Origin of the sequence: Rossellomorea sedimentorum, from assembly GCF_046237645.1 — a bacterium.
In the GTDB taxonomy this organism is placed as follows: Bacteria; Bacillota; Bacilli; order Bacillales; family Bacillaceae_B; genus Rossellomorea; species Rossellomorea sedimentorum.
On the sequence record NZ_CP143546.1, the window covers coordinates 1,397,144 to 1,415,399 of the forward strand.

19 protein-coding genes and 1 other annotated feature (1 of these 20 only partly in view) are annotated in these 18,256 nt (G+C 42.3%); all 19 genes read left to right on the plus strand.

Features of this window, described 5'->3' with window-relative positions:
• The first annotated feature begins 1 nt into the window (after position 1).
• The 19 genes from mraY to V1502_RS06920 all read left to right on the plus strand — a co-directional run bounded on the left by mraY (position 2) and on the right by V1502_RS06920 (position 18,031).
• Complete coding sequence (mraY, locus tag V1502_RS06830) at positions 2-976, plus strand: phospho-N-acetylmuramoyl-pentapeptide-transferase (RefSeq protein WP_409253615.1); 975 nt, start codon at positions 2-4, stop codon at positions 974-976.
• Positions 977-2,326, plus strand: coding sequence for a UDP-N-acetylmuramoyl-L-alanine--D-glutamate ligase (gene murD / locus V1502_RS06835; protein ID WP_409253616.1), 1,350 nt, complete (start codon positions 977-979; stop codon positions 2,324-2,326).
• Positions 2,327-2,438: 112 nt separating this feature from the next.
• The gene (spoVE, locus tag V1502_RS06840) at positions 2,439-3,539 is read left to right on the plus strand and encodes a stage V sporulation protein E (RefSeq protein WP_409253617.1); all 1,101 of its coding nucleotides are present in this window, start codon (positions 2,439-2,441) and stop codon (positions 3,537-3,539) included.
• Positions 3,540-4,302: 763 nt separating this feature from the next.
• Entirely contained in the window at positions 4,303-5,091 is a 789-nt protein-coding gene (locus V1502_RS06845) for a cell division protein FtsQ/DivIB (protein WP_409253618.1), read from the plus strand.
• Complete coding sequence (locus tag V1502_RS06850; protein WP_409254298.1) at positions 5,069-5,776, plus strand: DUF881 domain-containing protein; 708 nt, start codon at positions 5,069-5,071, stop codon at positions 5,774-5,776. Before V1502_RS06845 ends, V1502_RS06850 begins: the two co-directional genes overlap by 23 nt.
• Positions 5,777-5,824: 48 nt before the next feature.
• On the plus strand, positions 5,825-6,541 hold the full coding sequence (locus V1502_RS06855; RefSeq protein ID WP_409253619.1) for a DUF881 domain-containing protein: 717 nt from the start codon (positions 5,825-5,827) through the stop codon (positions 6,539-6,541).
• 4 nt (positions 6,542-6,545) lie between these two features.
• Complete coding sequence (locus tag V1502_RS06860) at positions 6,546-6,908, plus strand: small basic family protein (RefSeq protein WP_409253620.1); 363 nt, start codon at positions 6,546-6,548, stop codon at positions 6,906-6,908.
• Between the two features lie 117 nt (positions 6,909-7,025).
• Positions 7,026-8,321, plus strand: a complete 1,296-nt coding sequence (gene ftsA, locus V1502_RS06865) for a cell division protein FtsA (RefSeq protein ID WP_409253621.1) — start codon at positions 7,026-7,028, stop codon at positions 8,319-8,321.
• Between the two features lie 41 nt (positions 8,322-8,362).
• A complete protein-coding gene (gene ftsZ, locus V1502_RS06870; RefSeq protein WP_409253622.1) occupies positions 8,363-9,520 on the plus strand; it encodes a cell division protein FtsZ in 1,158 nt (385 codons plus the stop codon).
• 1,065 nt (positions 9,521-10,585) lie between these two features.
• On the plus strand, positions 10,586-11,512 hold the full coding sequence (gene spoIIGA / locus V1502_RS06875) for a sigma-E processing peptidase SpoIIGA (RefSeq protein ID WP_409253623.1): 927 nt from the start codon (positions 10,586-10,588) through the stop codon (positions 11,510-11,512).
• A gap of 55 nt (positions 11,513-11,567) precedes the next feature.
• A complete protein-coding gene (gene sigE, locus V1502_RS06880; RefSeq protein WP_409253624.1) occupies positions 11,568-12,287 on the plus strand; it encodes an RNA polymerase sporulation sigma factor SigE in 720 nt (239 codons plus the stop codon).
• A 585-nt stretch (positions 12,288-12,872) separates the two neighbouring features.
• Complete coding sequence (sigG, locus tag V1502_RS06885) at positions 12,873-13,649, plus strand: RNA polymerase sporulation sigma factor SigG (protein ID WP_409253625.1); 777 nt, start codon at positions 12,873-12,875, stop codon at positions 13,647-13,649.
• Positions 13,650-13,934: 285 nt separating this feature from the next.
• Positions 13,935-14,213, plus strand: coding sequence for a YlmC/YmxH family sporulation protein (locus V1502_RS06890; RefSeq protein WP_409253626.1), 279 nt, complete (start codon positions 13,935-13,937; stop codon positions 14,211-14,213).
• A gap of 74 nt (positions 14,214-14,287) precedes the next feature.
• Positions 14,288-15,109, plus strand: coding sequence for a peptidoglycan editing factor PgeF (gene pgeF / locus V1502_RS06895; RefSeq protein WP_409253627.1), 822 nt, complete (start codon positions 14,288-14,290; stop codon positions 15,107-15,109).
• 6 nt (positions 15,110-15,115) lie between these two features.
• Entirely contained in the window at positions 15,116-15,790 is a 675-nt protein-coding gene (locus V1502_RS06900) for a YggS family pyridoxal phosphate-dependent enzyme (RefSeq protein ID WP_409253628.1), read from the plus strand.
• A 14-nt stretch (positions 15,791-15,804) separates the two neighbouring features.
• A complete protein-coding gene (locus V1502_RS06905; protein ID WP_409253629.1) occupies positions 15,805-16,251 on the plus strand; it encodes a cell division protein SepF in 447 nt (148 codons plus the stop codon).
• 5 nt (positions 16,252-16,256) lie between these two features.
• Positions 16,257-16,520, plus strand: a complete 264-nt coding sequence (locus V1502_RS06910) for a YggT family protein (protein WP_409253630.1) — start codon at positions 16,257-16,259, stop codon at positions 16,518-16,520.
• Positions 16,521-16,643: 123 nt separating this feature from the next.
• Positions 16,644-17,420 (plus strand): RNA-binding protein, encoded by a 777-nt coding sequence (locus V1502_RS06915; RefSeq protein WP_409253631.1) that lies wholly within the window; start codon positions 16,644-16,646, stop codon positions 17,418-17,420.
• A 92-nt stretch (positions 17,421-17,512) separates the two neighbouring features.
• Positions 17,513-18,031 carry a DivIVA domain-containing protein gene (locus V1502_RS06920; protein ID WP_409253632.1) on the plus strand — a complete coding sequence of 173 codons (519 nt, stop codon included), beginning with the start codon at positions 17,513-17,515 and terminating at the stop codon, positions 18,029-18,031.
• Positions 18,032-18,066: 35 nt separating this feature from the next.
• Positions 18,067-18,256: a binding site (T-box leader), on the plus strand; it runs 50 nt beyond the window's last position.

An 18,256-nucleotide genomic window follows, 5' to 3' on the forward strand; every position in this document is an offset into this window, starting at 1 on the left:
GATGACGGAGAATGTAATCTTTTATACTATTCTTATGGGGTTCGTTGTAACAGTAGTGCTGTCTCCCATCTTTATCCCCTTTTTGAGAAGGTTGAAATTTGGTCAGAGCATCAGGGAAGAGGGACCGAAATCCCATCAGAAGAAGTCCGGTACGCCAACTATGGGGGGACTGGTGTTCCTGTTGTCCATCATCATTACAACACTGGTCATCACAAGCAGATACTCCGAGTTCAGCGCTGAAACCTTTCTGCTGCTTTTGGTGACAGTCGGATTTGGGATCCTGGGTTTCCTTGATGACTTTATCAAAGTCGTCATGAAAAGAAACCTTGGCTTGACATCCAAACAAAAATTAGCCGGGCAGATTCTCATCTCAGCTGTCTTCTTTTATATTTATCAACAAAATGATTTTGCTTCAACCGTTTCCATTCCGTTGACAGATATCAGTGTTGACCTGGGATGGTTTTATGTGTTGTTCATCATTTTTTGGCTTGTCGGTTTTTCAAATGCCGTTAACCTGACAGATGGGCTTGATGGTCTTGTTTCCGGAACTTCAGCCATTGCATTCGGTGCTCTTGCTGTGCTGGCATGGAATCAATCTCAGTATGATGTTTCCATTTTTGCTGTTGCAGTCGTTGGGGCCGTGCTGGGCTTCCTTGTCTTCAATGCCCATCCAGCAAAGGTATTTATGGGAGATACGGGATCGCTTGCTCTTGGAGGGGCAATAGCAGCAATCGCTATCCTGACCAAGCTTGAAATTCTGCTGGTTTTGATTGGCGGGGTTTTTGTGATTGAAACGTTATCTGTCATCATTCAAGTCATATCTTTTAAAACGACTGGAAAAAGGGTATTCAGGATGAGCCCGCTTCACCATCATTATGAGCTTGTCGGCTGGTCAGAATGGAGAGTCGTCGTGACTTTCTGGACTGTCGGTCTGCTGTGTGCCGTATTAGGAATTTATATTGAGGTGTGGATATAATTGAAAACAACACTTAAATTCAAACATAAAAAAGTATTGGTATTGGGATTGGCGAAAAGCGGGGTAAGTGCAGCCTCGCTGCTACATAAGTTAGACGCATTCGTAACGGTGAACGACCGTAAGCCTTTTTCTGAAAATCCGGAGGCACAGGGACTTCTTCAGCAAGGCATAAAGGTAATTTGCGGAAGTCATCCTATTGAACTGCTGGATGAAGGCTTTGATTTTATTGTCAAGAATCCGGGAATTCCTTATAGTAATCCACTGGTGAGCGGAGCTGAGGAAAAGGGGATACCTGTGCTGACAGAGGTGGAGCTGGCCTATTTGGTGTCTGAAGCTCCATTTATCGGAATCACCGGTACAAATGGAAAAACGACTACAACAACCTTAGTGCATGAAATGCTTGATAAAGGCGGCAAGCACCCGTTGATTGCGGGGAACATCGGAACGGTGGCTTCAGAAGTTGCACAGATTGCAAAGGAAGAAAACACCATTGTCATCGAGCTCTCTTCATTTCAGTTAATGGGAGTTGAGTCCTTCCGCCCAAAAATCAGTATCTTTACAAACCTTTATGAGGCACACCTCGATTACCATGGGTCAATTGAAGAGTATGCCAAAGCAAAAGCAAATATAACAGTTAACCAGACAGAAGATGATTATCTCGTCATCAATGCGGACCAGCCGGAATTGGATGAGCTCTTAAGCTTTTCAAAAGCCGGAAGAGTTTATTTTTCCACCAAAAGGGTTTTGGAGAAAGGGGCCAGCATCAAGGATGGGGCCGTTTATTATGATGATGAAAAAATCCTGGAAACGTCATCGATAGCTCTGCCCGGAAAGCATAACCTTGAAAATATCCTTTGCGCTGTGATTGCTTCTAAACTGAGTGGTGTCGAGAATGATGCCATAAGGGAGGTCCTTAAGACATTTACCGGTGTCAAGCACAGGACACAGTTTGTAAGGACATTGAATGGGAGAACTTTTTATAATGATTCAAAAGCTACTAATGTGTTAGCGGCAAAAAGTGCCTTGGAAGCATTCGATCAGCCGACTATTCTGCTTGCAGGGGGATTGGACAGAGGAAATACTTTTGATGAACTGATTCCATACCTCGGAAATGTCAAAGCTCTTGTCACTTTTGGGGAAACTGCAGCTAAATTGATGGAGACAGCTGCCAAAGCAGGGATACAAACAGTAAAACATGTCGATAATGTTGAGGCAGCAGTACCTGCAGCTTATGAGATTTCAGAAGAAGGGGATGTGATCCTTTTGTCGCCTGCATGCGCAAGCTGGGATCAATATCGCACTTTTGAGGTTCGCGGTGACATTTTTATAGAAGAGGTGCATAAGCTTTAATAAGGGCTTGTCTATTTTGGAGCAATAAGAAGAAAACAACATGTGGTGACAACAAAAATCAAAGGTTTTGATTGCTCGAAACGGCTCAAATAAGTCTATCGAGGTGTTAGAATTGCCTTTGAAAAAATCAACTCCCGATTTCATATTGATTGTCGTGACACTCTCTCTGCTTGCCATCGGACTTATTATGGTGTACAGTGCGAGCGCGGTCTGGGCCGATTACAAATTTGATGATACCTTCTTTTTCGCCAAACGCCAGATGCTGTTTGCGGGAGTGGGGATCCTGGCGATGTTTTTTATCATGAATGTCGATTATTGGACCTGGAGGACATGGGGGAAAGTGATTATCATTGTCTGTTTTGTCCTGCTGGTGCTGGTTCTTGTTCCGGGGATTGGCGTGTTGAGAAACGGTTCACGTAGCTGGATTGGCGTTGGAGCGTTTTCGATTCAGCCTTCTGAATTTATGAAACTGGCGATGATCGCTTTTCTCGCCAAGTACCTCTCAGAAAATCAGAAGTACATAACTTCATTCCGGAAGGGGCTTGTACCTTCGCTGTTTCTTGTGTTTGCGGCTTTCGGCATGATCATGCTTCAGCCCGATTTGGGAACCGGTACAGTTATGGTGGGTACAGCGGTCGTGATGGTTTTTATCGCAGGGGCAAAGATCAGTCATTTTGCCATGATGGGCCTTGCCGGGCTTGCGGGTTTCGCTGCTCTTGTGTTGTCCGCGCCATATCGGATTAAGCGGATCACTTCATTCCTGGATCCCTGGGAAGATCCATTGGGCAGCGGCTTTCAGATGATCCAATCTTTGTATGCCATCGGTCCCGGAGGTCTTCTTGGACTTGGTCTTGGGGAAAGCAGGCAGAAGTTCTTTTATCTTCCCGAGCCGCAAAATGATTTTATTTTTGCGATATTGGCGGAAGAATTGGGTTTTATCGGCGGGAGTCTCGTTCTCCTCTTGTTTTCTCTCCTTCTTTGGAGGGGGATACGAATTGCCCTTGGTGCCCCGGATCTTTATGGAAGCTTCCTTGCAGTCGGAATTGTATCGATGATAGCTATACAGGTTATGATTAATGTGGGGGTAGTGACGGGGTTGATGCCGGTTACCGGTATAACCCTCCCATTCCTCAGTTATGGAGGGTCGTCACTGACGTTAATGCTCCTTGCTGTTGGTGTTCTTTTGAATATCAGCCGTTATGCCAGATATTAGCGAATGACCGAAATGCAGCCATATGCTGTGTTTCGGTTTTTTTATTGAATCTTAAGCCTGAAGCAGGTGGAATGGTTGATCTTCACCTCACCAAGATATTTTCTTGGATTATGGCTATATTTTTTGTGATTCATATTAATAGCAACCTAACTTTAAGAAGCCTAAGAGGATACACGCTGATTAGCCCCCAAAACTGCATGTTAAAGAAGACTATAATCCGGGGACTGGCAGCATCTTAATGAGCAGAGCCTTACTTTCCACGCAGCAGTAAAACTTACCATTCAAGCTGAATATATTTAATATTGCCTAGATGAACGGTAGAGGCTATTATTTAACGGAAGTAACAAAATAAATATCTTCAATTACAGTTCCATGACATTATAATGAACGCTGCCCGAATGAGTTTAAAGTATAGTAGTATAGGGAATACGCTGAAAGGCCTTGTTTTTGCCTGGTAAAAGAACTTCTGATAGAATATTTCGGGTGAATCTAAACGTTTTAACCGGGCAATTTGAACCCAATATAGTGATATCGACATCACTAAATACAAAAAATAGAAAAATATTGTGAAAATAACTGTCTACCCTCTTTTATCATCTTTTCCCTTCATATAGAATAAAGGTATCGAAAAGAAAATGAGAGCTCTGATTTCATACAAACAGGTAACACAGGATGTTTCATTCATATGAAAAAAGATTTATACATAAAGAAAAGGACAATCCTTTATCTTGCACGGTATGATAATTGGAGGGGAAAGAAAAATATGGACAAGGGAAAAATTGTGTCCTTGGAGGAACGGATTCCGAAACTTAAACAACATCGAAAGAAAAAAGCAAACCGAAGACTGACATTTTTGTTATCGCTCTTTCTTCTTCTGATTCTGACGGTGGTATATTTCCAATCCTCTTTAAGCCAGGTGAAAGACATTGTTATAACCGGGAATCACCTTGTTTCCGAAGAGATAATTCTTGAGAAGATCTCCATTGAGAAGGGTGCAAATGTATGGAGTGTCGATAGGTCCAAGACGGAACTCCAACTTGAGAATATACCCGAAATTTCAAGTGCTGAAGTGAGATTGCAGCTTCCTAACACAGTTAAGGTAAATGTGCAGGAATATGAAAAAGCTGCGTATCTGATTAATGAGACCCGATTTTTCCCTATCCTTGAAAATGGGGACCTCCTTGACTCAAGGCAATTGGACGATCTTCCGACTGATGCACCTATACTGATAGGTTTCAAAGAAGATAATATCCTTAAGGAAATGATCGATGAACTGAAACAGCTTCCTTCTGAGATCAAGAATTCCATCTCCGAAATCGTTTTGTCGCCTAAGAAAACTGACCCATACCATGTTTCCTTATACATGAATGATGGATTTGAAGTCAGTGCTTCCATCAGGACTTTTTCTGAAAAAATGGTTCATTATCCTTCAATTGTCAGCCAGCTTGATGAATCATCCAAAGGGGTCATAGACTTGGAGGTCGGCTCCTATTTCAGGAAATATGAAACGGAAGGAGAACCCGAGGTTGATGAAGATGAAAGTGAAAGTTAGGCATGTCGTCCTTTCCCTGGTTTGTTTGGTGCTGGGATTTATCCTCGCATTTTCCTACAGCTTGGCGAATTCGGAAAAAAAGGATGGAGCCCAACTGACAGATGGACAGTGGCAGAGAGAAGATAAGCTGCGCAGCCAGCTGTTCAGCTTACAGGAAAAAAATGCGGCTCTTCAAAATGAAGTGTATGAAAAACAGCAGAAGGTCGTAGACATTGAAAAAGATTTATCACAGGAGAAACAAATTTACTTTAATCTTGCTGAAGATGCGGAAAAGTACAGGATGTTCCTGGGGAAAGTCAAAGTCCAGGGACCGGGTGTACGGGTTTCCCTGTCAGACTCCCAATATAATCCGGATGATCCTAACGTGAATAATTATATTGTCCATGAACGCCATGTGTTCAAAGTGATCAATGAATTATACATTGCGGGTGCTTCTGCTGTGGCGATCAATGGCCAAAGGCTTAAGCATGATTCGTATATCCTGTGTACAGGACCGGTGATAACAGTTGACGGTGTTCCTTCTAGTGCCCCTTTTGAAATTACAGCAATCGGTGACCCGGCCGTGATGTCTTCGGCATTGGATTTGACTGGCGGTGTAAAAGATCAGTTAGTGAACGAAAATATTGATTTTAGTCTCAAGAAGGAAAGTGAACTGGTCCTTGAGCCTATCATCAGCGAGTCGTAGGGCAGGAATGACCCTGTGTCGGGAATATAGAAAGCAAGGTGAGAAAGAGTGGGCAATAAAGTCAGCTTTACTCTTATTACTTTGATTATCGGATTCATGGTGGCTGTCCAGTTTCAAACAGTTCAAGAACCGGTAATCAGGGATACCAGGGATATTTGGGAATTAAGAGAAGCGATTGAGAACGAGAGGGATTCGGCGTCCAATCTTCTGGAGGAGCTGCAGTCCATCAACGAAAAACTGGAGAAATATGAAACAGAGAGACAGACAAGCCAGGAACAGGCTTTAAGAGAAACTCTTGACGAACTTAAAGAGGAAGCGGGACTGGTTGAAAAGCAGGGTCCCGGACTGATTTTGACTGTAGAACCTTCCGTTGAGGAAGTTCTGCTGGGGGCAAAGGTGAAGTCTGTCTCTCCTGAGCTTCTTGAAAGGCTTGTCAATGAGTTGAATCGATATGGTGCCAGGGATATCTCCATTGACGGCCACCGCTTAATCAACACTTCCGTGATCAGGGATATTAATGGCGAGACGAAAATTGACGGATACCCGATCAACTCAGTACCATTCGAAATCAGGATATTGACAAGAGATTACAAACAAGCTAAAGATCTTCATAACCGTATGAGGGTTTCCCGGGCAATAGAAGATTTTTTCATTGATAACCTCAGTGTTAATATCGGCTCTCCTTTGGAAAGCCTGACAGTGCCGGCATACGCAGATACCATCAGGATCCGTCATATGGAGCCAGTAACAGAAGGAGGGAATTGACAGGATGTGGCTGCCCGTTGTAGGGTTGCTGCTAGGAGTGATCCTCGGATTGCTTACCGATATCAGGATTCCAGATGAATATTCAAACTACTTATCCATTGCGGTATTAGCAGCTCTCGATACACTGTTTGGTGGGATAAGGGCCCACCTGCAAAATATTTATGATGACAAAGTATTTGTCTCCGGTTTTTTCTTTAATATCTTATTGGCTGCAAGTTTGGCTTTTCTAGGTGTCCATCTTGGTGTAGACTTATATCTAGCAGCTGTTTTCGCGTTTGGTGTGAGACTATTTCAAAATATTGCTGTTATACGCAGGATTCTGATTAGTAATTGGAGCTCAAATAGTGAAAAAAAAGAAAAAAATTGAATTTTTAAAAGGGAATCTTTTAAAAGCGACGAATATTTCTATAAGATATACTCAAAATTCAACTTAATGACAAGTTGTTGTTCTATAATACATAATAATTGAAGGAGGTGCCACAGAGTGAACAGCAATGAAATTTTCGTAAGTCTAGACATCGGTACATCCACAGTGAAAGTGATCATCGGCGAAATGTCCAATGATTCATTGAATATAATCGGTGTCGGAAATGTAAAGTCTCAAGGAATCCGCAAAGGTTCCATTGTAGATATAGATGAAACTGTTCAAACAATAAAAAAGGCCGTCGAGCAAGCGGAAAGGATGGTCGGCATCAACATTAACCAGGTAATCGTCGGAATACCTGGAAACGGTGTAGCCCTGCAGGCATGTCACGGAGTCGTGGCTGTCTCAAGTGATAACAGAGAAATTACAGATGAAGATGTGGCACGCGTGATGGATGCTGCACAAGTCATATCGATTCCGCCTGAAAGAGAGATCGTTAATGTGATTCCAAAACAATTCATAGTTGATGGATTGGATGAAATTACTGATCCAAGGGGCATGATTGGTGTAAGGCTCGAAATGGAAGGTACGATCATTACCGGATCAAAGACGCTTTTACATAATACATTACGTTGTGTAGAGAAAGCAGGATTGGAAGTCGTGGATATAGTGCTGCAGCCGCTTGCTTCCGGCTCCATCTCCCTTTCAAAAGACGAACAAAGTCTTGGCGCAGCGTTGATTGACATTGGCGGTGGATCGACGACCATTGCAGTCTTCGATCAGGGACATATAAAAGCTGCTTCTGTTCTGCCGGTTGGAGGGGAACATATCACAAAGGACCTTTCCATCGGTCTGAGGACTTCAACAGAAGATGCTGAAATGATCAAGGTTAAATACGGACATGCTTTCTATGATCATGCATCAGAAGATGAGGTGTTCAGTGTACCGATTATCGGCAGTGACCAACATCAACAATTTAATCAGCTTGAAATTTCTGATATCATAGAAGCTAGATTAGAAGAAATATTCGATATGATTGGACATGAACTAAGAAGAATGGGTGTGCATGACCTGCCTGGCGGCTATGTATTGACCGGCGGTATTGCCAATCTGCCGGGTGTGCTGGAACTGGCGCAGCTGGTTTTCCAAAACCGTGTCAGAGTAGCGGTGCCTGATTATATCGGAGTTCGTGAACCTCAATATACGACTTCTGTAGGGCTCATTAAATATGCTCATAAAAATGCTAGATTACAAGGGAGAACCGTAAGTTCATCTCCTGTTCCTGCAGAGCCTGCCGAAAAGCGGACTGTTAAGAAGCCTGAACAGACAGAAAAACAAAAAACAAAACAGGACAAGCCAAATGACGAAAAAGTGTCATCAAAGATGAAGAAATTTTTCGGCTACTTTTTTGAATAGCTTCAAATAGGTTGAGAATCGAGGAATTAGGAGGATGTTTCATGTTAGAGTTTGATACGAATTTAGATTCATTAGCCACCATAAAAGTAATCGGGGTAGGAGGCGGCGGAAACAACGCCGTCAATCGAATGATTGAGCATGGTGTACAAGGTGTAGAATTTATTGCAGTAAATACAGATGCACAGGCACTGAACTTATCTAAAGCTGAAATCAAAATGCAAATTGGCGGCAAGCTGACAAGAGGCCTTGGAGCCGGTGCAAATCCTGAGGTAGGTAAGAAAGCTGCCGAAGAAAGTAAAGAACAGATCGAAGAAGCACTTAAAGGAGCAGACATGGTGTTCGTTACTGCCGGTATGGGTGGAGGAACAGGAACGGGAGCTGCTCCGGTAATCGCTGAAATTGCAAGAGAAATCGGGGCTCTAACTGTCGGGGTTGTAACCCGTCCATTTACGTTTGAAGGACGCAAGCGTTCGACACAGGCAAGTGGTGGAATCGGTGCAATGAAAGATGCCGTTGACACACTTATCGTTATCCCAAATGACCGCCTCCTTGAAATCGTAGACAAAAGCACTCCAATGCTTGAAGCGTTCCGTGAAGCAGATAATGTGCTTCGACAAGGTGTTCAGGGTATTTCTGACTTGATTGCAGTGCCTGGTTTAATCAACCTGGACTTTGCAGATGTGAAGACAATCATGTCCAATAAAGGATCTGCTTTGATGGGTATCGGTGCTGCCGCCGGCGAAAATCGTGCGACAGAAGCAGCGAAAAAGGCGATTTCAAGTCCGCTTCTTGAAACTTCCATCGATGGTGCTCAGGGAGTCCTTATGAACATCACAGGAGGAACAAATCTATCCCTTTATGAAGTTCAGGAAGCAGCCGACATCGTGGCATCTGCTTCTGATCAGGAAGTAAACATGATCTTCGGATCCGTCATCAATGAAGATCTTAAAGATGAGATCGTAGTTACAGTCATTGCAACCGGGTTCAATGAAGAAGCTGTTCAGCCTAAACAAACAAGACCATCATTTGGCGGTATGAAGCCTAACAACAATAATGTTGGTCAGCAGCAGGCTCCTAAGCGAGAAACAAAAAGAGAGGAACCACAACAACAGCAGGAACCTTCTCGTACAAGCGGCCAGGGAATGGAAGATACACTGGATATCCCAACTTTCCTAAGAAATCGTAATCGCCGCAGATAATGTGTATTCAACCCCCAAGGATTATTCCTTGGGGGTTTTTTATTATTTCTGCTTTTAAGAGTAAATGTGGGGCAGTTCCTGCGGTACTCGAACGGGCAGTGAGAATGAATTTTTGTGAGGGTATGGGAACGGTCGAAAAGGGTGTAATCGGGCCAATGAGATTAAAGTTTTGAAGAGATGTTGGGTCGAAAAGGGAATAACCGGGCCAATGAGATTGGGTTTATTGATGGATGTTGGGTCGAAAAGGATGTAATCAGGCCAATGAGATTCGATTTTGGAAGGGGTGCTGGGTCGAAAAGGGTGTAATCGACCCAACGAGATTGGATTATTGAATGGTTGATGGGTTGATAAGGATGTAATCAGGCTAATGAGATTCGATTTTGGAAGGGATGTTGGGTTGAAAAGAGTGTAACCGGGCCAATGAGATTGGATTTTGGAAGGGATGTTGGGTTGAAAAGGGTGTAATCAGGCCAATGAGATTCGATTTTGGAAGGGATATTGGGTCGAAAAGAGTGTAATCGGCCCAACGAGATTGGATTTTGAAAGAGATGTTGGGTCGAAAAGGTAGTAAATGTGCCAATGAGATTGTGCTTTTGAATGGTTGTTGGGGCGAAAAGGGAGTAAACGGCCGCTGTATTCCTTTCCGAAAATACTTAAAAGATTGTCGAGGAATAATTGGTGTCTCAAAAATTTTCCATTTTTAATCATTACCGAATTGAAATCCACACAATAAGTAGGGACGGAACACCGAATCGCAAATGCTCTTCTTGATTCCTTTACTCATTGATGAGCTTCTGCCCCTAGGCACCTGAATGGAAACTTGTACTTAGAAGCTCACTGCCTGGTACCACTGAATCACACTTCTGGAGCGGGATCCAGTTCAGCACTTAATAAAGGGCAGCCAGGTTTTTGCAATGAATGATTGGTAAAAAGCATTTGACAATATTCGAACTAGAGTATGAAAAGTTTCACTTCTTTGCTTACAGAAAGTGACACACTTCAAGAGAGTATGTACGATATACTTCTCATAACAACCGGAAATTGGAACAAAAAGGAGGGGAACAATTGGTACTATATTTAGATGTCATTTGGCTATTGAACTTATTGATAGACAGCATATTGCTGATGATGACGGCATTATTTTTAAAAAGGCATCTAATATGGTGGAGAATTTTCTTGGGTGGGTTTATCGGATCATTAATTGTTTTGTTATCATTTACTCCTTATGCCAATATCAGCGGGCATCCGCTTATAAAACTATCATTCTCAGTGATTATGGTATTCACTGCTTTTGGATTCAAACGTTTCCGTTTCTTCCTGGGAAACTTGCTCATGCTTTACTTCTCGACTTTCTTAACTGGAGGCATTTTGATAGGCTTCCATTATTTTATTAAGTTTGACAATAACCTGCAGTCTTCTATGTTTTTAGCTAGTGTTAAAGGGTTCGGCGACCCAATCAGCTGGCTGTTCGTCATGTTTGCCCTGCCGGCAGCCTGGTATTTTGCCCGTAATAGAATAAGCAGTATAGAAACTGTGAATATTCAATATGATCAAGTCGTCGAAGTAGAAATTGAACTAAACGGATGCAAGCTTGAATTGAAGGGGCTGGTGGACAGCGGCAACCAGCTTTATGATCCACTAAGTAAAAGTCCTGTTATGCTCATCTCAACGAAGGGGTTGGAAGGAAGGATTCCGCATGACATCCTTCGTGTATCAGATGACAGTGAGGGCATGATGACTGGGGATCATTCTCTGACGCCCCAATGGGAAGACCGGGTCCGGTTCGTTCCGGCTCAATCTGTCGGGAAAAAGAATCAGCTTCTCATCGCTTTCAAACCTGACTCTATTGTCATCAAGAAGGAAGCAGAAACTTGGATATGCAAAAAAGGGCTGGTAGTTTTTCAGGACATTCATTTCTCTGCAGATGACAGTTTTAATTGTATCGTACATCCAAAAATGCTCGCCTCTCCATCGCTTCAAAACGTATCTTAATACATTGCCACTATTACTATACTCACATTTCAACAAAATAGAAGGGGGAACTACATTGAAAAATTTACGGCTGAGACTTACATACTATTGGTATAAGCTGTTGATCAAGCTGGGGCTGAAGACGGATGAGATTTATTATATAGGCGGCAGTGAAGCTCTTCCGCCACCTCTTTCCAAGGAAGAAGAGGAAGTCTTGCTTAAGAAGCTTCCAAACGGTGATAAGACAGCCCGTTCTCTGCTGATTGAAAGAAATTTAAGACTGGTCGTATATATTGCAAGGAAATTTGAAAACACGGGAATCAATATAGAAGACTTAATCAGCATTGGAACGATTGGTTTAATCAAAGCCGTTAATACCTTCAACCCGGAAAAGAAAATCAAACTGGCCACCTATGCGTCCAGGTGTATTGAAAATGAGATATTAATGTACCTCAGAAGAAATAATAAAATCCGTTCAGAAGTATCCTTTGATGAACCGCTCAATATTGATTGGGACGGGAATGAGCTGCTGCTATCCGATGTTCTCGGGACTGAAGAGGATATTATCACGAAAGACCTTGAAGCAACCGTCGATAGGAAACTTCTATTCAATGCACTGACAGAGTTATCAGAGAGGGAAAAACAGATAATGGAACTCCGGTTTGGCCTTATGGGTGGTGAAGAAAAGACTCAAAAGGATGTAGCGGATATGCTTGGGATTTCGCAATCATATATATCAAGGCTTGAAAAACGGATAATCAAAAGATTAAAGAAAGAATTTAATAAAATGGTTTGACCCATGAATGAAGCGGCGGTTCTATCTAACTAGGATTGCCGCTTCTTGGAATCTGTGAAAAATACTCATAATGTGTTTCCTCTAATGTTTAAGATCTTAATTAACCCCTCTATATACTCCTCCGTGCTCACCAAGCTCAAGTGTTCAGACTTCGTTCACAATCGAAAGGATACCCCTCCGCCTCATAAGTGCGTCTTCAACTCATAAATGACCACAGTGCTCTTCAATTGTGACTAGTACCCACTTTTAACGAAACCCAGACCCTCAAAGGTTAAAATAATCCTGAGAATTATAAGGATAGACTGTCCTTTACCAAATAGTCGTTCCTCGACCGGAACAAATCAGTAAATTTCTGCTTAATAGTCCGCTCTTTTTCTTTCTTTCGTTTACATCATGCACGATTTTAAAAAAATAGCAACATTAATAATGAATTGTTTCCACAAAAAAGTTTGCATGCACCCAAGCCTTGTCCTGCCTAGATTGGAAGGTTTTTATGAGGCTTGCACGCAATGGGTACATGCATAATTTTCCTTCCCGGGGAGATACTGACTTTTGTACAGCAACTCCTGCAAGGAGGGAAAGAATTTGACACGAAATAAAGTTGAAATCTGTGGTGTTGACACATCGAAACTTCCTGTTCTGAAGAATGAGGAAATGAGAAAACTCTTTCGGGAAATGCAAGCTGGCGATATATCAGCCAGAGAGAAACTGGTGAATGGTAATCTTCGCCTAGTCCTCAGTGTTATTCAAAGGTTTAATAACCGCGGAGAGTATGTAGATGACTTGTTTCAGGTTGGATGCATAGGCCTGATGAAGTCGATTGATAATTTCGATCTAGGGCAAAATGTCAGGTTTTCTACTTATGCAGTTCCGATGATTATTGGGGAAATCCGCCGGTACTTAAGGGATAATAACCCGATTAGAGTTTCTCGATCACTAAGGGATATTGCTTACAAGGCACTTCAGGTCAGGGAGAAGCTGATGGGTGAAACATCCAAAGAGCCGACAGCAGAAGAAATTGCAAAAGTATTGGATGTTCCTCATGAAGATATTGTATTTGCAATGGATGCCATTCAAGATCCCGTTTCATTATTCGAACCAATTTATAATGATGGCGGAGACCCGATCTTTGTGATGGACCAGCTCAGCGATGAAAGAAACAGAGATCATACGTGGATTGAAGAGATAGCGCTGCAAGAAGGTATGAGACGGCTGAATGACCGGGAAAAGATGATTATCCGAAAAAGGTTCTTTCAGGGTAAAACACAAATGGAAGTGGCAGAAGAAATCGGAATATCTCAAGCACAGGTTTCCCGGCTGGAAAAAGCCGCAATCAAACAAATGAATAAGAATATTCAATAATGGGTCATGCCCCTCTGATAAGACGGGGCATGACCCCATTTTATTGTGCATATATTGACTATAAGACTTCTTGAAAGGCTCTTTTCTAATCCTTTGCTGCTGTTAAATAGTAAGTTCCAGATATATGGTCAGAACCCACAAAAATTATCTTAGTCAACAAGAAAGAAAAGAGCTATTCACCCTTTTGAGAGAAAAAAGCCTTGTGTACAAGGGGGAAATCCGGCCCTTTGGATTTTTCCGATAGCAACAATCTTCACGAAAACAGCTTATGAAAGAGGGAGAGCGATGGTAAGGATATCTGAATTTCAAGTTAAGGATGTTGTCAGTATTTCAGACGGCCGTAAGTTAGGTAACATCGCGGATATAGAGATCAATCTTGATACTGGAAGAATAGAAGCAATTGTTATCGGCAGGAATGGGAAGCTCCTTGGTTTTTTTGGTAAAGAAGAAGATGTGGTGATTCCTTGGTCATCCATCGTTAAAATTGGCGAGGATGTCATTCTGGTCCGTCATAAGGAGAATCATTACATGCAGGCACAACTGGAAGAACCCAAGAAACAATGAGGGGCCAGTTGCAAGGATTATGACGAATAAATAGATTTCATGGTAAACTATAGAAAAAGGAAGGAGAATCTGCAGTGACTGAACATGCCTTTATTAAAGGAGATCATCTTACTTTCTCCCTTCCTCTGTGGGAAAATCTTTTACCTGGGTTGAAGGTGGGGATAACAGGTAAACAGGGTGGATTCAGCGAAGGAGATTGGACGGCTCTGAATATGGGTCTTCATGTTAATGATGAACCTGAAGCTGTAAAGAAAAACCGGCAGCTTGTGGGTAACAACGTTGGATTTCCATTGGACAGATGGGTGTGCGCGGAACAGACTCATGGAAACAACATACAGTGGGTCACAGAGCAGGACGGAGGTAAAGGATCACTGGAGTATTCAACAAGCATCAAGGATACAGACGGCCTGATCACCAATTTACCCAATTTGCTTTTGACTATGTGTTACGCCGACTGTGTGCCGATCTATTTTCTCTATCCAAAGGGCAGGCTGATAGGTATTGCCCATGCAGGATGGAAAGGGACAGTCCTGGACATTGCCGGGAAAATGGTCAAGGAGTTCACTGATTATGGTGCTGCACCTGAAGAAATTTTGGCGGCAATCGGTCCTTCCATCTGCCGGGAATGCTATCAGGTAGATGACAGAGTTATTGACAAAGTGAAAAAACTACTAGAAGATTGTAATGAAAAACCATATAATCTTAAATATGAAGGACAATATGAGCTGGACCTCAAGAGAACCAACTTTTTAGCTCTCCAAAAAAGCGGAGTTCCTTCAAGCAATATTACCATGTCCCATCTATGTACTGTCTGCGATCGACAAGATTTTTTTTCGCACCGGAGGGATAACGGCAGAACAGGCAGGATGATGAGCTACATCGGCTGGAAGGAGTGACACTTCATGGATGTAAAGGATAAGCTCGAAATCATCAATCAGAAAATCAAGGCAGCATGTGAATCTTCCGGCAGAAATCCTGAAGAAATTACGATTGTTGCCGTTACGAAATATGTTAGTAATGAAAGGGCACAAGAGGCAGTTGAGGCGGGGCTTATTCACCTTGGTGAAAACAGGGACGAAGGCCTCCTGCTCAAATGGGAAGAGTTAAAGGACAAGCCTGTATGGCACTTTATCGGTACACTTCAATCAAGAAAAGTTAAAAATATTATAGATAAAGTTTCTTACATACATTCCTTGGACCGTATGTCTTTGGCAAAAGAAATCAACAAGAGGGCTGTCCGCCCGATATCCTGCTTTGTTCAGGTTAACATCTCCGGGGAGGAATCGAAACATGGATTAGCTCCTGCTGATGTTATCCCGTTTATACAAAGCCTTCAACAATATGAAAACATAATTGTTGAAGGGCTGATGACGATGATGCCAAATATCGAAGATGAATCAGAGTTGAGGGGATATTTCCAAAAAATGAAATCCCTTCAGGCAGAAATTGAAGCAATGGGACTTGAACATGCACCGTGTAAAGAACTATCAATGGGAATGTCCAATGATTTTATGATTGCCATCGAAGAGGGAGCCACCTTTATCCGGGTAGGTACAGCACTTGTGGGAGATGAATAAAAGGAGGCAGACAAGTGGGGATCAAGTCAAAATTTAAAAACTTTTTTCTGCTGGACGAAGAAGAGTTTGACCAGGAACAAAGCTCTGGTGAAGAACATTATGAGGAGAAGGTGTCCTTGAAACAGCAACAGCCTTCATCAAACAAGCAAAATGTAGTCAGTCTCCAAAGTGTCCAAAAGTCATCGAAAATGATCATCGTAGAACCGAGAGTATATGCAGAAGCACAGGAAATAGCCGATCATCTTAAAAATCGGAGAGCGATCGTGGTTAATTTACAAAGGATCCAGCATGACCAGGCTAAGCGGATTGTCGACTTTTTAAGCGGAACTGTTTATGCACTTGGTGGAGACATCCAGAGGATTGGGAGCAATATCTTCCTTTGTACTCCGGACAATATAGAAGTTGCGGGAAATGTTTCTGAGTTCCTGCAAGAAGAAGACAACCATAATACAAGGTGGTAGTGTGAATGGAATTTGTAGTGGCAACATTATACAGGTTGGTTGAGATCTATACTTGGGCCTTGATCATTTATATCTTAATGTCTTGGTTTCCCAATGCAAGGGAAACGGCAATCGGAAAATTCCTGTCAAGGATTTGTGAACCGTATTTAGAGCCGTTTCGCAAGATTGTTCCTTCTATTGGAATGATCGATATTTCACCAATTGTAGCGTTTATCGTATTGAGGCTTGCACAGTCAGGCATTCTTGAATTATACAGGTGGTTTGTTTAATATACAGGGAACCCCTGGTGAAGCAATTAGATATAAAACAATTTAGGGGGCCTATTGGTACTCCCTTTTTTTAATTCTTCGAAGGGTGTAGCTCTCCCTTCAATAAATAAAGCAGGTGTAAACATGACATCGATTTATCAGCACTTTAGAAAAGACGAGAAGGAATTCATTGACAATGTATTGGAATGGCGTGAATTCGTAGAAAATACCTACTCCCCGAAAGTCACTGATTTTTTAGATCCAAGGGAGCAATTCATCCTTACAGCCATTATTGGCAAGAACAGCGATATCAAGCTGAGCTTTTATCCCGCTCAGGAGGCAATTGAAAGAAAGAGATGCATTTTGTACCCTGATTACTTTGAGCCGTCTGAAACCGATTATGCTGTAACCTTGTTTGAAGTTAACTACCCTCAAAAATTTGTCACTCTAGAACATCGTCAAATTCTAGGATCCCTAATGTCAATTGGCTTAAAAAGGGAAAAGTTCGGAGACATCATCATGAATGGAGATGCCATCCAAATAATGACAGCTTCTGAGATAGCCGATTATGTAGAGATGAATTTCAAAGAAGTAGGCCGGAATAAAGTGTCCTTGGAGAAGATTCCATTGGAAAGGTTGGTCGATTCTTCAGAAGAATGGCGGGAATCATCAACGACTGCAAGTTCCTTGCGTCTTGATGTAATTCTTTCCGCACTTTATAATGTGTCGAGGCAGAAGGTTCAAACCCTTATTACAGGAGGAGTCGTAAAGGTGAACTGGCGGGTGGTCGAGAGCCCTGCCTTTGAAGTTGCCGAAGGGGATGTGTTTTCAATGAGAGGGTTTGGAAGAAGCAAGCTTATATCCATTGAAGGCAAAACAAAAAAGGACAAATTTCGAATATCCGCCGGAATACTAAAATAAATTTTCAAAAAATAAAGGGAAATCCCCACAAACTGTCGAAAATTCAGTTATAATAGGGGAAGAGATATTTACTTCGATATGGAGGTGGCATTATGCCTTTAACGCCGTTAGATATACATAACAAAGAATTCAGTCGCGGTTTCCGCGGTTATGATGAAGATGAAGTGAATGAGTTCCTTGATCAGATTATCAAGGATTACGAAATTCTCCTTCGCGAGAAAAAAGAACTGGAAGAAGCACTAGGTTCAATGAATGAGCGACTGGGCCACTTCACCAACATTGAAGAGACATTGAACAAATCAATTGTCATCGCTCAGGAAGCGGGAGAAGAAGTCCGCCGAAATGCTTCAAAGGAAGCAAAGCTGATTGTGAAAGAAGCAGAGAAAAATGCAGACAGGATCGTCAACGAATCTCTATCCAAAGCAAGAAAGATTGCTATGGAAATTGAAGAATTGAAAAAACAGTCCAAGGTCTTTAGAACCCGCTTCAAAATGCTGATTGAGGCACAGCTTGATCTTTTGAGCAGTGATGACTGGGATCAAATCATGGAGTTTGAAATTGATGCCACAGATTTGAAAACATTAAAAGAAGAAGATAGCTTGACGAAATAAGATCATATTTCATATAATTGATTTTACAATTATACTGCAACGCAATGAAAGGGACAGTACGTTTCTTTATCATAAGCCTTCAGGCAGCGAGTCAAGGATGGTGAAAGCTTGACGGAGGCAGAAGAAGCGGAATATCACCCTCGAGCACCGGTTTTGAAAGCAGCATCTGCCATTAAATTCCGGCGTGTCATTCTCGTTACGAATGTCAGAGTGGGCAAAGAAGCG